Annotated in this window: 7 protein-coding genes; 6 read left to right on the top strand and 1 reads right to left on the bottom strand. The window is 42.2% G+C overall.

Going from position 1 to position 15,495, the window contains the following annotated elements:
* Positions 1 to 20: 20 nt before the first annotated feature.
* The 3 genes from A9970_RS13885 to A9970_RS13875 all read left to right on the top strand — a co-directional run bounded on the left by A9970_RS13885 (position 21) and on the right by A9970_RS13875 (position 7,142).
* Positions 21 to 3,221 (top strand): TonB-dependent receptor, encoded by a 3,201-nt coding sequence (locus A9970_RS13885; protein ID WP_182982725.1) that lies wholly within the window; start codon positions 21 to 23, stop codon positions 3,219 to 3,221.
* 11 nt (positions 3,222 to 3,232) lie between these two features.
* On the top strand, positions 3,233 to 5,230 hold the full coding sequence (locus tag A9970_RS13880; protein ID WP_182982724.1) for a RagB/SusD family nutrient uptake outer membrane protein: 1,998 nt from the start codon (positions 3,233 to 3,235) through the stop codon (positions 5,228 to 5,230).
* A 157-nt stretch (positions 5,231 to 5,387) separates the two neighbouring features.
* On the top strand, positions 5,388 to 7,142 hold the full coding sequence (locus A9970_RS13875) for a family 43 glycosylhydrolase (protein WP_182982723.1): 1,755 nt from the start codon (positions 5,388 to 5,390) through the stop codon (positions 7,140 to 7,142).
* 171 nt (positions 7,143 to 7,313) lie between these two features.
* On the opposite strand, the gene A9970_RS13870 is transcribed toward A9970_RS13875, so the two are convergent.
* Positions 7,314 to 11,375: a two-component regulator propeller domain-containing protein gene (locus A9970_RS13870; protein WP_182982722.1), complete on the bottom strand. Its 4,062-nt coding sequence runs from the start codon at positions 11,373 to 11,375 to the stop codon at positions 7,314 to 7,316.
* Positions 11,376 to 11,698: 323 nt separating this feature from the next.
* Here A9970_RS13870 and A9970_RS13865 point away from each other — a divergent pair, with 323 nt between their 5' ends.
* The 3 genes from A9970_RS13865 to A9970_RS13855 all read left to right on the top strand — a co-directional run bounded on the left by A9970_RS13865 (position 11,699) and on the right by A9970_RS13855 (position 15,461).
* Positions 11,699 to 12,814: a glycoside hydrolase family 88 protein gene (locus A9970_RS13865; protein ID WP_182982721.1), complete on the top strand. Its 1,116-nt coding sequence runs from the start codon at positions 11,699 to 11,701 to the stop codon at positions 12,812 to 12,814.
* A 13-nt stretch (positions 12,815 to 12,827) separates the two neighbouring features.
* On the top strand, positions 12,828 to 14,069 hold the full coding sequence (locus A9970_RS13860; RefSeq protein WP_182982720.1) for a DUF2264 domain-containing protein: 1,242 nt from the start codon (positions 12,828 to 12,830) through the stop codon (positions 14,067 to 14,069).
* A gap of 69 nt (positions 14,070 to 14,138) precedes the next feature.
* Complete coding sequence (locus tag A9970_RS13855) at positions 14,139 to 15,461, top strand: BNR repeat-containing protein (RefSeq protein WP_182982719.1); 1,323 nt, start codon at positions 14,139 to 14,141, stop codon at positions 15,459 to 15,461.
* Positions 15,462 to 15,495 lie beyond the last annotated feature (34 nt).

Genomic DNA, 15,495 nt, shown 5'->3' with positions numbered 1-15,495 from the left:
ATCACTAAACAGTTTTACTTATGAAAAGGAAAATAGTATTAACACAGTGCTGGCTTTGTTGTATCTGCTTTTTACTTTTAAGCTTACAGCAGACTTATGCACAGTCAATAACTGTACGGGGCCAGGTTACCGAAAATAACAGGCCACTTGCTGGAGTGACCGTTAAAAATATCGGTTCCACAATGCAGGCGCAGACAGATACACAAGGGAAATATACATTCAGTGCTGCGACAGTCACGGCATTAGAATTTACCTTTCTAGGTTATGCAAAACAGCGCTTTGAATTCAGTCAGCTTAAACAGATCAGCCAAGGGAACTACGAGCTTAACGTGCAGCTTGATGCTTCCGAAGGAGATGTTTTGGATGAAGTGGTGGTCGTTGGTTTTGGCTCGCAGAAAAAAACAAACCTGACTGGTTCTGTTGCGGTGGTAGATGCCAAGCAGCTGGAAAATAGACCTGTAAGAAATGCTATCCAGGCACTGCAAGGACTGGCCCCCGGCCTAAATATTTCCCAAAACTCGGGAACGATGGAAACCAATCCATCTATTAATATCCGGGGTACAGGTACAATCGGCACATCTTCTTCGGCACCACTGGTCCTAATTGACGGTTCTGAAGGATCTTTGGCGGCATTAAATCCACAAGATATCGAAAGTGTTTCTGTATTGAAAGATGCCGGTGCTGCTTCAATCTATGGTTCTAGAGCCGCTTTTGGGGTTATTTTGGTCACTACAAAATCTGGAAAGGCTGGACGTACTTCGGTAAATTATAATAATAGCTTTCGTATGAACGCACCGACATTGATGCCTAAGATGATGGATTCTTACACTTTTGCTCAATACTTCAATCAGGCAGAAGTCAACGCAGGCGGTTCACCACATTTCTCCGCGGAGCATCTACAGCGCATCTTGGATTATCAAAACGGAAGCCTGAAAAATTCGACCATTGTCGATCCGAATAATAAGTTGTATTGGGCTGAAGGATATGCCTATGGTAACGACAATAACGATTGGTTCGACGTCATGTACCGGGATCAGGCTTTTGCCCAGGAGCACAACCTAAGTCTCAATGGTGGAACCGAAAAAACAACCTATTACCTTTCTGGCAATTTCATGAAGCAACAAGGATTGATGGCCTTCAATACAGACCATTACGACCGTTACTCTGTTGCGGCTAAAATCAATTCTAAAGTATCTGACATCTTTCAGGTAAATTACAACGCTAGGTTGGTACGTGAAGATTACGACCGTCCTGCGGCATTGACCAATAGTTTTTACGATGATTTAGGAAGACAGGGCTGGCCAACGCTGCCACTTTATGATCCGAATGGATACTTGTTCAGTTCTCCTTCACCTGCACTTGCCATGAAAGAAGGCGGACAGGATAAATCCAGTAAGGATTACATTTATCAACAGTTACAATTGATCCTTGAACCAATTAAAGGATGGCGTACAACCGGTAATTTTAACTATAGGACCACAACTCAATTTCGTCACTGGGATTCGCAGCGTCTTTACAATCATGACGTGAACGGTGATCCTTATTTGTATAAAAACTCTTCAAACGTCTACGAATTTGGTTTAAAGGAAAACTATTATAACATCAATATCTTTTCTGATTACGATAAAAGCTGGGGCGACCATCATTTTAAAGTTATGGTCGGTGGTCAGATTGAACACACTGCCTATCGCAATCTCGGTGTGCAACGTGACGGAATCATTATCCCGGATCAACCGGTATTGAATCTGACTTCCGGCACAGATATCAATGGAAAAGCAGTAGTACCTTCTGTATCTGGCGAATATCAAAAATGGGCAACAGCGGGTTTCTTCGGCCGATTGAATTACAATTATGCTGAAAAATATCTATTGGAAGCTAATCTGCGTTATGACGGTTCATCACGTTTCCGTAGCGATAGCCGCTGGGGCTGGTTTCCTTCAGTTTCTGCAGGATGGAACATCGCCAAAGAAAACTTCCTTGTAGAGTCGACACCATTTATTAATATGCTGAAATTAAGAGCTTCCTACGGAGAGCTAGGTAATCAAAATACCGACGTCTGGTATCCGACTTATGTCACCCAACCAACGGAGACAGCCAATGGTGCTTGGCTGATCAATAATGCGCGACCAAATTCTGCATCGGCTCCAGGCCTCGTAAGTGCTTTATTGACCTGGGAATCCATCAATACGAAGAACTTAGGTGTCGATTTCGCCTTTTTAAGTAGCCGTCTTTCTGGATCTTTTGAGGTCTTCGAACGGAAAACTTTTAATATGGTCGGCCCAGCTCCACAGTTGCCTAATACATTAGGAACCCAAGTTCCTCAAACAAATAATACCGACTTAAAAACAAGAGGATTTGAAGCTACCCTGGGCTGGAATGACCGTACTGCCAGTGGTTTCGCATATGGAGCAAAGTTCCTCTTATCCGACTATACCACAACAGTAACACGTTATCCTAACGCAATAGGGTCATTATCAAACTATCGTGAAGGTCAAAAGCTGGGTGAAATATGGGGGTATCAAACCCTTGGTATTGCCAAGACAGAAGAACAAATGAGCCAGCATCTGGCGAGCTTGCCCAATGGTGGACAAAATGCGTTAGGTTCACAATGGGGGGCAGGAGATATCATGTATGCTGATCTTAATGGAGACGGAAAAATAGATGGTGGAAGCAATACAGAGGCCGATCCAGGTGATCGTCGTGTGATTGGAAACAGCACACCGCGTTACTCCTTTGGATTGAATCTGAATGCAGACTACAAAAATTTTGACTTTAGCATTTTCATGCAAGGTGTCATGAAACGCGATTATTGGCAAGGGGGCTACTATTTTTGGGGAGCAACTTCAAAATGGTGGTCAACGGGCTTGGTCGATCATCTTGATTATTTCCGTACTGCAGATAATCCCCTGGGTGAAAATCTTGAAGCATATTACGCACGTCCTGTTTTTGGTACTGCTAAAAACCAGCAGACGCAGACGCGCTTTTTGCAGAACGCAGCCTATATCCGCATAAAAAATATTCAGCTGGGCTATACCTTGCCGAAAGAAACAACAAAACGTTTCGGTGTGGAGCGTTTGCGTGTATACGTTTCCGGAGAAAATATCTGGACCGGCTCAAGTGTAGCGGGAATGTTTGATCCCGAAACTATTGATGGCGGAAGCAACGGAACGGTTTACCCATTGACTAAAGTCTGGTCTGCAGGTTTAAGTGTTACATTTTAAGTCGATTCATTATGAAATTCAATAGTACTATTTTTAGATTGATGCAATTAGGCCTTGTCGCTTTGGTAGGTCTAGCTTCCTGCAATAAATATTTGGATATTGCACCCCCTTCGTCCATTATACCTGAAGCTTATCTGGATGAGGAGTCACAACTTGCTGCTTATACCGTAAATCAATATGCTGGACTATTTCCTTCGCATGGCAACTGGTCATTTGGCACTTTCGGCATAGACGGAAACACAGACAATATGGCTATTCCTACACTCGATAACAAGTTTATTCCGGGGCAATGGCGTGTCCCATCAGAAGACGGTGACTGGGATTTTTCAAGTATTTATCAGATGAATTATTTTATAAATACGGTGGTTCCCAAATGGAAGGCAAATCGTATTCTCGGAAATTCAAGTAACATAGCACATTATATCGGTGAAGCCTATTTTTTACGGGCCTACGTTTACTTTGGGAAATTGCAGGCCTTGGGTGATTTTCCTATTATTCGCAATGTGATGTCGGATAAGGACAAGAATATTTTGGTAGAAGCAAGTAAGCGTTCGCCAAGAAATGAAGTTGCTCGTTTTATTCTTTCTGACTTGGATTCGGCTATTACCTTGCTGAACCAAAGCTCGCCTGACGGCAAGAAACAGCGGATCTCAAAAAATGTCGCGCAACTGTTCAAATCCCGAGTGGCTTTGTATGAGGGTACATGGCTCAAATACTTCAGCGGAACAGCATTCGTCCCTAAAGGACCAAACTGGCCGGGTGCTGCAAAATCATACAATAGCAATTATGCATTCCCGACGGGAAGTATTACCGGAGAGATCGACTACTTTTTAACGCAGGCCATGGCATCGGCTTCTGCTGTTGCTGACAATATTCAACTGGAAAATAATACCGGAATTATAGAATCTGCCAACAATGAGAATCCGTACTTCAGCATGTTTGGTGCAGTAGATATGTCGGGTTATGGTGAAGTACTGCTGTGGCGTCAATATAATCAAAGCCTGGTGACACATAATGTGCCTGTGTATGCTCAAGCTGGAAATTATGCAGTTGGATTGACACGCGGCCTTGTCGAAAGCTTTCTGATGTCCAATGGATTGCCTATTTACGCCGCGGGCAGCGGTTACGCTGGTGATGATTATATTACAGACGTTCGGAAAAATCGGGATGGTCGTTTACAATTGTTTTTAAAAGAACCTGGTCAAAAAAATGTATTGGTCAATATTGGACAAGGATCTCACGCTACGCAAACTGAACCCATACCGACGGTATATGATACCGATTGGGGACGTCGTTACACAACAGGTTATACGATTCGGAAAGGAATTTCATACGATGGTCTTCAGGCTAACAATGGACAGGGCTTTACCGGTAGCGTTACCTTTAGAGCGACCGAGGCTTACCTCAATTATATGGAAGCCTGTTATGAAAAGAATCAAAATTTAGATACGAAGGCACAGGCCTATTGGCGCGCACTGCGTACGCGGGCAAAGGTCGATCCTGATTTCAATGCAACCATTGCTGCAACGCAGATGGATAAAGAGAAGAAAGACTGGGGCGCGTATTCGGTAGGGCAATTTGTATCGCCTACATTATACAATATACGTCGCGAACGCAGAAGTGAGCTTATGGCTGAAGGTCTGCGTTGGATGGATCTTAAGCGTTGGCGGGCAATGGATCAGCTGATTACAACAGCAGACCATTTTGAAGGTTTTAAACTTTGGGGACCGATGAAAGATTGGTATAAACCCGAACAGCTGATTTATGGTGCTACCAATGATAAATCTGTCGTTTCTGATCCCGCACGGAGTGAATACCTCAGACCCTTGGAGATCCGAAGCAACGCCCTGTCTTATACCGGTGTAAAATTTGCCATGGCACATTACCTCGCACCCATTGCCATAGAACATTTCCAGTTGGCTTCGGATGATGGAACAGCAGAAAACTCTGTTATTTATCAAAATCCAGGATGGTCACTTATCAGTGGAACTGCCCCAACCGGACTGTAGAAAATATGAAAATGGATATGTGTCATCTCATTATTACACAAATACGAATATATCCCTCTTTTTGACTCAATATCCCCCTTGATCACGCAGAAAAAGGGGGATATTTTTGTTTACTGATAATCAAGAGCTGTTAGCTCAAAGAAACTTAAACTAAATCATGAAAAAACTTTTATCTGTCTGTCTTAGTTTGCTGTCAAGTTGTTTTGCCGCATATAGTCAAGAGCCCGTCCCACCACAGTATAAATTGGTATGGTCGGATGAGTTTGATTATAATGGTGCACCCGACACGACTAAATGGAGTTACGAAGAAGGTTTCAAACGTAACCGGGAAGAGCAGTGGTATCAAAAGGAAAACGCTTCCTGTCGTAATGGCCTATTGGTTATTGAAGCAAAAAAAGAACAACGTAATCATCCGGGTTTTATTCAGGGCAGTCATGATTGGATTGCCGGCCGTAAAAAGATAACCTATACTTCGGCTTCGATAAATACTTTGGGCAAGCATAGCTGGAAATACGGGATTTTTGAAATCCGGGCACGTATCCCTGTTGGAGAGGGGCTTTGGCCTGCATTCTGGACGTTAGGCACCGCCAAAGAATGGCCATCCAATGGTGAAATAGATATCATGGAATATTACCGTGGCAATATATTGGCTAATATCGCAACCGGTACTGACCAACGCTGGAAAGCACATTGGTTTGGTAAGACAAAAGCAGTCAAAGATCTTGGCGGAAAGGCTTGGGCAGATCAGTTCCATACCTGGCGAATGATTTGGGATGAGGACGCTATTACGCTTTATGTGGACGATATGGAAATGCTTCACGTTCCTATGGATCAATTGGTCAATCGGGATGGTACCGGTTTCAATCCATTTACCCAACCGCATTATCTCCTGTTAAATTTGGCCCTCGGCGGAATAAATGGCGGCACGATAGCTGACAAATTACTTCCTGCAAAATATGAAATTGATTATGTACGGGTTTATCAAAAAAAGGAGCATGCTGAGATGCATAGTTTTACGCCAGGGGAAATATGGAAAGACCAGTCCGGTCATGTCATCAATGCCCATGGCGGTGGCGTACTTCATCAAAATGGAAAATATTATTGGTACGGTGAGAAACGTGGCGGAACTACATCCCAGGGAGTCAATGTGTACTCATCCAATGATTTGTATAACTGGAAGTTTGAAGGATTGGCTCTCACACCTAGTGCAGATTCTACAAGCGATATTGCTTGGGGCTGTATTATGGAGCGGCCAAAGGTTATCTATCACGAGCAGCAGAAGAAATATGTGATGTGGTTCCATCTCGAGCTGAAAGGGCAAGGTTATGCAGCAGCCAGGGCCGCCGTTGCTACCAGTGACTCTCCGCTTGGGCCTTTTCAGTTTGTCCATAGCTTCCGGCCAAATAACAATATGTCACGCGATATGGGCCTATTTGTTGACACCGATGGCAAGGCTTACCAAATCTATTCATCGGACGAAAACTATGCCTTACGCCTGGTTCAATTAACCGATGATTACCTGCATGTGACAGCGAAAGATTCCTTACTCTTCCGGAATCATAGGGAAGCCCCAGCTTTATTCAAGTACAAAGATAAGTATTATCTGATCACCAGCGGATGCACTGGCTGGGATCCAAATCGTGCAGAGCTTCATGTTGCTACAGATCTTTTTGGCCCTTGGAAATCCCTTGGGGATCCAATGCAAGGACCAAATTCGGCTTTGACTTATGGTGGCCAATCAACATTTATCCTTCCTGTCGCAGGAAAAAAGGATTCCTTTATCTTTATGGCCGACCGCTGGAATCCCAAAGATCTTATGGATAGCAGGTATATCTGGCTTCCGGTTGATCTCCAGAATGAAAAAGTACAGATAAATTGGAAGGATCAGTGGAATTTAAGTGTATTTCACTAATTCGACCCTATAGTCCGGACTCAACCCAGATTCAGTTAAACAAATCAGTTGCAAGGCACCAGCAAAAAAAGATTACAGTTCTGATACAGGCAACAGGCAATAAGACGCCCTGTACAGCAACAACCGTTCGTAATTGTTGTACAGGGCTTATTTTATTTTTGACAATTCAGACTAAGGCCGATCGACATGGAATTCATTCTGAAACGCTTTTCGATACTTTTTGACATAGTCGGATGGCGTATGGCCAAACAATTTGCTGAACTGCTGTCTAAAGTAGCGTTGGTCGTAGAAACCTGTTAAGTTAGCTACTTCATTAATTTTTGAATCTGTCAGGATGAGCATTTCTGCTGCTTTTTTGAGTCGTACCGACCTGATAAATTCATTGATCGATTTGCCTGAAATAGTTTTAATTTTTTTATAGAGTGAAGAATGACTCATGCCTGTTTTTTCGGCAAGACTTATTACAGTCAGTTCTTCCAACAGGTTCTCTTCAATAATCTCAATGCACCGTTCTATCAATAGCTTGTCTGTGATCGGTATCTTTAGCTCATTGGACTGTAGCGTAATTGCATTAAAGAAAAAGTCCTGAAGGTTCTTCTTGTTCTGCAGCAATGTTTTGACCCGGAGCAACAATATTTCCGAATCAAATGGCTTATGGATATAATCATCGGCACCATATTGAATTCCGGCCAATTTAGTGCTGTCAGAGGTACTTGAGGTAAGTAGGATGATTTGAATATGGTTGAGCGTAGCATTAGATTTTACGGCTTTGCAAAGTGACAATCCATCCATCTCTTCCATGATAATATCACTTATTACCAGATCAGGTTGTTTTTCCTTGATCATATCGAGTGCCTGAACACCATTATGGGCATTGTAGACCGTGTATTCTACCTTAAAAATGTCGGTAAGATAGCTGCGGATAGCATCATCGTCGTCGACCAATAAGACACTGAATTTTTTACTTGATATAGCTGTCGGGAATAAGGGAACGGTTTCCGTCACTACTTGCGAATCGTATAGCATTTGAATCCCCGACTCATTGTGGAGGGCTACATCTGCCAATGGTTCTTCGGCTGGGGTTTGTTGTGCTAAGATAGGCAAAACGAGGTCGAATGTTGTTCCCGCTGTTGCTGAACTCGTGTAACTTATTGTTCCGGCGTGCATTTCAACAAAAGTTTTGACAAGGTACATCCCGATCCCGAATCCTGTTTGTTTTTTTGGACCATTAAGTGGGTCCGAAAAATATTTGTCAAATATCCTATCGCCAAGATGTTCGGGGATACCTTTTCCCGAATCTTTGATCTGAATGGTTAATTCCCGACCCTGTTGCGATAAGGCAATGTGGATAGCACCATTTGAAGGCGTAAATTTAAAGGCATTTGATATGAGATTGCATAAGATGATCTCAATTTTTTCTTTGTCAGCATTGACATGAATCGGATCGGAATTTTCCAGAAACTGATAATCTATCTTTTGTAATTTTGCCTGAGCAGCGAAATATAGAAATATTTCTTTCATAAAGCTTTGGCAGTCGAAAATACTTGTTTTGAGCTGTTCGGCACCGTCCTCTGTTTTTCTAAATACAAGCAGCTGGTCCACCAAGCTCAACAGTCTTTTCGCATTTCTATGTACAACCTGAAGGGAAGCATTGTGTTCGGACTCGTTTTTGGTCTTTAGCAGATCTTTAATCGGATTAATAATTAAGGTCAGTGGTGTTCTAAATTCATGCGATATATTCGTGAAAAATGCGTGCCTCTTCTCATTGAGTTCTCTTTCTTTCTGAATGGTAAATTTTGAAAGCTGTATTTCGTAATTTAAAGCGATTTGCCTTCTCCGATAGCGCAGATACCATAGTCCGATATAGACAATAACCAGCGTGTAAAGCAGGTAGGCCCACCAGCTTCTATACCAAGGCGGAAGAATTTGAATCTCGAGCATAATCTGTTTATTCGTCCAGTTGCCTTCCGAGTTGGTCGATTGAATATGCAGGATATAAGTGCCTTCATGCAGACCGTTGTAATTTATTGATCGGGTAGACCCTGCATCGTTCCATCCCTTGTCCAATCCTTCCAATAGATACCTGTATTTTATCTTTTGTGGGGAATCAAACTCCAGGGCTGCAAACTCCAGCGAAAAAGTGGATTGATTGTAGGGGAGTGTCAATTTGTGAATGCTATGATCTTTTCCAATATCGACCCGGTCGCTCAGGTCGGCAACCTTTTTATTGTTAATTTTAAGGCTTGTGATAGCTAAGGCAGGTTCATAAATTTTCAGTTTAATGCTATCGGCGTCAAAGATGTTAAAACCGTTGTTCCCTCCGAAAAGAAGATGGCCGTCTTTGAGCTTAAGAGCTGCCCCATAGGAAAATTCGTTGCTTTGAAGTCCGTCAGTTTCCTCGTACCGTACAAATTTTTTAGTGGAAGGATCGAACTTCGAAAGCCCATTAAAGGTGCTTAACCACAATTTCCCTGTTTTATCTTCCAAAATATTAAGTACGGCATTGTTGCTCAATCCTTCATTTGTGGAATAATTTTCGACAATCTTTTTTAAACTGATATCAAATGCCAAGAGTCCCTTTCCTTCTGTTCCCAGCCAAAGTCTGTTATTTTTTCCGAGCTGAATGGAACGAACAGGTTTTCCGATTAAATATCTGGAGATTTTTTTCGTCTGCTTGTTTAGCTGTATGATCTCATTGTAATTCCCCATCCAGATATTACCTTTCTGATCATCAGTCATACAATTGATATCATAGATGTCTTCGCTGAATACTTCAAATTGGTCGCTTGTCGGATTATATGTATATACTCTTCCTTCAGAAAATGTCGCTGCCCAGATCTTTTCATCCTGATCCTTAAAAAGTAACTGTACACTGTTATTTAGAACTCCATTTGGCGTTCTACAAACATAATATTTAAAACCCGAGCCCTTTGTGTAACGCGCAATGCCCCTTTCTGTTGCTATCCATAGTTCTCCATTAGTTCCAGTCAAAAGATGATTTACCGTATTGTCTGGCAATTGCTGTGGCCCTTTTTGAAAAGACTGAACCTGATTGGTCTTGCTATCCCATACATAAAGACCATTGCCTTCGGTACCAATCCAGATCTTGTTATCATATTCAACAAAAGAACGGACAAATTTGTGCGCCAAGTTAAAGCCTGCATAATGTTTCTGCTGTAAATAATTAAATTTATAGCCATTGTTATCAATCGTCTCAATGCCGCCTTTTCCGGTGCCGATCCATATTTTACGCTGGGAGTCTATGTAAACCGTATAAATGGTCTTGCTATTCAGTGAAAATTGAACGGGCTGTAGATCATTTTTGTTTTCTGCTTTTCCATGAGATAGGTTAAGTATAAAAATGCCATTGTTTTGGGTGGCTATCCAAAGTTTGTTTTGTCCTTCCAGCGTCAGTATATTGATCTGACTCGATTTAAGCTCCAGCGGATACAATGTCGACAGCATACTGTCTTTGATTTTCCAAACAAATAGTCCCTCGTAATTACCAATAAAGAGTTCACCGCTGTTTGTACTAGCCATACAGGTTGCACTGGTAATGACCTTTGATACAAGATGCAACTGCTGTGTTTTTTTATCGAAAGCATATAAACCGCTTCCCTCTATAAAAACCCATATTCTGCCTGCCGTATCAATATGCGTGGCGGATACATGGTAGTATAAGCTGGATAGGTTCGATTTATAATCTTTAAAAGCGATTTGCATGGCATACGCTTCTTTATGACTTTTGTAAAATAGCCCCCAGCCGTTTGTGCCTATATAAATATTATTGTCACTATCGATTTGAATGGATTTCGTGTCGGCGTTGAGATGATATGACCGTTTCGATTTTTGGTCTCTATAATTTAAACGGGAGAAGGTATCAAAATTTCGGTCGTAGATTCCAATCCCTTGACCGGTTCCTATCCACAATTTTTTATTGTGGTCTTCTGCTATACAATAGATATAATTATGCGGAATGCTATTTTCGTTATTTAGCTGGTTTCTATAGGTTTTTATATCGTAACCGTCGAATCTGTTAAGCCCGTCGAAGGTACCGAACCACATAAAGCCCTGACTATCCTGAAATATGGATTTCACCGAACTATTGGACAAACCTCTATTCATCTCCTTGGGAAATTGTGCTAGGGTCAGCATACTTGAGTGAACAAGGATGAGAACGAATACCAGGATCAAGGCCTGACGAGAAAATAGGAGTCTATTGAAACTAGGCATGTTAGCAGTTTTGTTCGTATGGTATTTCCGATATCAGGTAAAATTATCGATTCATCCTTATCATAGGTTATTATCTTGAAAACGACTTTTTGCAATCGGAAAGAGTCAATTTGAAGATTGTATGGCTAAAGATACGATTGTTTTTTAAAATAAGTGTATATTGTACGTTTATTTAAAGAGGCCTGTATTACAGCTAACATTTTTGCTTTATAAAGCAAAAAAAATCGGGAAGAAAGTAATGAGTGTCTCCATTAAATAGTGTACAAACCAATTTAAAGCAGCTTTTGTGCTGGTTTATCAAAAAATACTATACATCTAAATATATGCGGATCAATTTAATCTTATGTCTATTGTTTGTAGGACATTTTTCATTTGGACAGCAACTGAACAAAGAAGCCGTACTTGCTCAGCTAAGTAAGGCAAACCAATACTGGCAGTCTCATCATAAGCCCGAGGTTTGGGCTTTTTGGGATCAGGCAGCTTATCATACCGGAAATATGGAATTCTATAAGATTTCAAAATCAGCGGGCGACTTAAAATATGCTGAGGATTGGGCCAAATACAATGATTGGAAAGGTGCCAAGTCTACCAATACACAACTTTGGAAATACAACTATGGAGAAACAGACGAACACGTTCTTTTTGGTGACTGGCAAATTTGTTTCCAAACCTATATCGATCTCTATCATTTATCGCCGAGCCCTGAAAAGATTGCACGAGCTCAGGAAGTCATGGAATATCAGATCCACTCCAATAAACAGGACTATTGGTGGTGGGCCGATGGTTTGTATATGGTGATGCCCGTGATGGCTAAAATGTACAAATTGACAGGAAATTCACTTTATCTGGATAAGATGTATGCTTATTTACAATATGCCGATAGTATCATGTTTGATCGGGAAGAGAAATTGTATTACCGCGATGCAAAATATGTCTTCCCCAAACACCAGAGCTTACATGGCAAAAAGGATTTTTGGGCTCGTGGCGATGGCTGGGTGTTCGCTGCATTTGCAAAGGTTCTTCAAGATCTACCTCAGGAGGATAAACATTATGCCTACTATCAGGCGCGCTTTAAGGATATGGCAGCCGCTATCATTAATTGCCAACAGCAGGAGGGATTCTGGACTCGAAGCATGTTAGATCCCGAGCATGCTCCCGGCAGGGAAACAAGCGGAACCGCTTTTTTTACTTATGGACTGCTCTGGGGAATAAATAATGGATTGCTAAGCGATTTTAAATTTAAAGATGCTGCGGTTAAAGGCTGGAAATACCTTAGTGAGATCGCTTTACAACCCGATGGAAGAATTGGGTATGTACAACCTATCGGTGAAAAAGCTATCCCCGGACAGGTGGTGGATACCAACTCTACAGCTCCTTTTGGTGTAGGTGCGTTTTTATTAGCCGGCTCGGAAATGTATCGTTATTTAGCTAAAAAATAGACTGGATTTGAAAATGAAAAATAAGATTTTATTGTTCTTTGTTATTCTTCTGACAGGCCATACTGTCTTTGGACAGGGCCTGAAGAAGAAACCTGCATCAACAAAAGAGACGGATAGAGCTTTTTGGCTTCAAGAAATGGATCATATGCTGCGTCCCGTCCTCCGCAGTCTGGCCCATGATAGCCTGCGGTTAACTATGCCACAAATGACTTCTATACACGTGGATAATAAGGAACAACGCATCAAAGTACAATATGTTGAAGTCTTGGGAAGGGTATTGTCAGGCATAGCACCCTGGCTTTCCTTGGATGGCGGTTCGGCTGAAGAGATAAAGTTACGCGATCAATACAGAGCATGGACTGTTCAAGCACTTAAAAATGCTTTGGACAGCAATGCGCGTGATTTTATGCGTTTTGATCTCGGTGGTCAACAGCTTGTTGATGCCTCATTTATCGCTTTGGGATTTATGCGCAGTCCTTGGCTGTGGGATCATATCGACAATCAGACAAAAAAGAATTTGGTAGCATCCATAAAAATTACGCGCCAATTTCGGCCGGCTTATTCAAATTGGTTACTCTTTTCAGCAATGAATGAAGTTTTTTTAGCGAAATATTCGGATGATTGGGATGTGATGCGCGTTGATTATGCGCTGCAACAATTAGAACAGTGGTATGTTGGAGATGGAATGTATATGGATGGTCCACATTATGCGTTCGATTACTATAATAGTTATGTTATCCATCCCTTCTTGGCCGGAATTATGGATTTCATACAGTTGAAAACTAAAAACTATGATGGGATGTTTGCAAAAATCAAGCTTCGAAATGAGCGCTATGCCATTATTCAGGAACGGTTGATCAATGCCGACGGCAGCTTTCCCCCGACAGGAAGGTCTGTAATCTATCGCGCGGCAGCTTTCCACCATCTTGCAGATATGGCGTTCAAGAGACGACTCCCTGGGGAACTCAGCGAAGGACAGGTGAAGGCTGCCCTGTCTGCAGTACTGAAAAAATCGACCGAAAACCCAAATACGTATGAAAATGGCTGGTTGACACTGGGTATGTATGGTAATCAGCCGGGCTTGGGTGATCCATACAATAATCAGGGGAGCCCCTATTTATGTTCAGTAATTTTTTTGCCTTTGGGATTATCCGACGGAGATTCTTTTTGGACAAGTGAAGCGACCGACTGGAGTGCACGGCGTATCTGGTCAGGACAGGACTGGCATAAAGACCAGGGTAAAGCCATTCAATAACCCCAAATTCCGGGAATAAGACTCCTTTCAAAAGGACTTGGTGGACTCAACAAATGTATAAAAAATTCAATGAAGCAATATCTAAATCAACTAGTAAGAGTGGGGATGCTCACTTGCGCGTGTCTCTTGTTTATTTACAATGCAAAAGGGCAGAAAATTAAGAATACGCTTGTCGGAAATGGCTGGGCAAAGAACACGGTCAACACAACCGTATTTCGTAAAAATTCATTAACCAGCAATGGTAAATACCAATATATCGCTTATTATGATGAAGCTGGATATGTAGTTTTAGGCCAGCGATTACTTTCTGGCAAGGTATGGAAGTTGCGACGTACCGGCTATACTGGGCATGTGAAGGATGCTCATAATGTGATTAGTATTATGGTGGATAAGGCTGGATATCTCCACGTTTGTTGGGATCAGCATGACAGCAAGTTGAGATATGCACGTACCCTTCACCCCAATAGTCTTGTGCTGGGTTATGAGCAAGCCATGCTGGGACAAAATGAGTCAAAGGTAACCTACCCCGAATTCTTAAAGCTGCCCAGTGGGGAGTTACTGTTTTTATATCGTGACGGCGGATCAGGTCATGGTAATCTTGTGGTCAATAAGTACGATAGTAAGCAGCAAAAATGGGAGCGGATGCATAGCAATCTGATTGATGGCGAGGGACGCAGAAATGCCTATTGGCAAAGTTATGTGGATCGTCGGGGGACGATACATCTTTCTTGGGTCTGGCGGGAGAGTCCCAATGTGGAAAGCAATCATGATATGGCTTATGCATGTTCAAAAGATGGCGGATTAACCTGGCAAAAGAGTAATGGAATGCGGTACGATTTGCCCATGAAAGAATCTACGGTCGAGTATGCGGCCCATATACCCCAGCAGCACGAATTGATTAATCAAACCTCTATCGCTGCGGATGAAAAAGGGAATCCTTTTATCGCTAGTTACTGGCGTGATGCAGGAACACAGATCCCGCAATATAAGGTAATCTATTTACAGGAGGGTGAATGGAAGATCCGGTCTTTTGATTTTAGAAAAACACCCTTTAGTTTGAGTGGTGGTGGAACAAAGGATATTCCAATTGCCAGGCCCCAGGTGTTGGTTCGCGGAAAAGACAATAAAATAATGTTGACGCTGGTCTTTCGGGATCAGGAGCGCGGTTACCGACCTTCGATACTGAGGTTGAATGGCATGCATCAAGAGGCAAATGACATTATTGATCTTTGTGAGCAGTCCGTAGGGGCTTGGGAACCTACATATGATACCCAGTTGTGGCAAAAGAAACGTAAAGTTGCTTTATTTGTGCAGTCTACAGTGCAAAAGGATGCTGAGGGACTCGCTGATGCTCCCGCGACAGCAATACGGGTAGTAGAATGGCGTGATTGAGAAAGAGGATAGCTCGAAAGTATAGTGGATACAA

It is taken from the genome of Sphingobacterium sp. UME9, assembly GCF_014170215.1.
In the GTDB taxonomy this organism is placed as follows: domain Bacteria; phylum Bacteroidota; class Bacteroidia; order Sphingobacteriales; family Sphingobacteriaceae; genus Sphingobacterium; species Sphingobacterium paramultivorum.
The sequence above is the reverse complement of the archived record's forward strand: the minus strand, read 5'-3'. Positions and strand labels throughout refer to the sequence as shown.

What these genes read in the sequence shown, in the direction of transcription:
- A9970_RS13860 (WP_182982720.1), top strand. Translation starts at nt 12,828, where the DNA reads ATGAAAAATAAGATTTTATTGTTCTTTGTTATTCTTCTGACAGGCCAT.
- A9970_RS13880 (WP_182982724.1), top strand. Translation starts at nt 3,233, where the DNA reads ATGAAATTCAATAGTACTATTTTTAGATTGATGCAATTAGGCCTTGTC.
- A9970_RS13855 (WP_182982719.1), top strand. Translation starts at nt 14,139, where the DNA reads ATGAAGCAATATCTAAATCAACTAGTAAGAGTGGGGATGCTCACTTGC.
- A9970_RS13870 (WP_182982722.1), bottom strand. Translation starts at nt 11,375, where the DNA reads ATGCCTAGTTTCAATAGACTCCTATTTTCTCGTCAGGCCTTGATCCTG.
- A9970_RS13875 (WP_182982723.1), top strand. Translation starts at nt 5,388, where the DNA reads ATGAAAAAACTTTTATCTGTCTGTCTTAGTTTGCTGTCAAGTTGTTTT.
- A9970_RS13865 (WP_182982721.1), top strand. Translation starts at nt 11,699, where the DNA reads ATGCGGATCAATTTAATCTTATGTCTATTGTTTGTAGGACATTTTTCA.
- A9970_RS13885 (WP_182982725.1), top strand. Translation starts at nt 21, where the DNA reads ATGAAAAGGAAAATAGTATTAACACAGTGCTGGCTTTGTTGTATCTGC.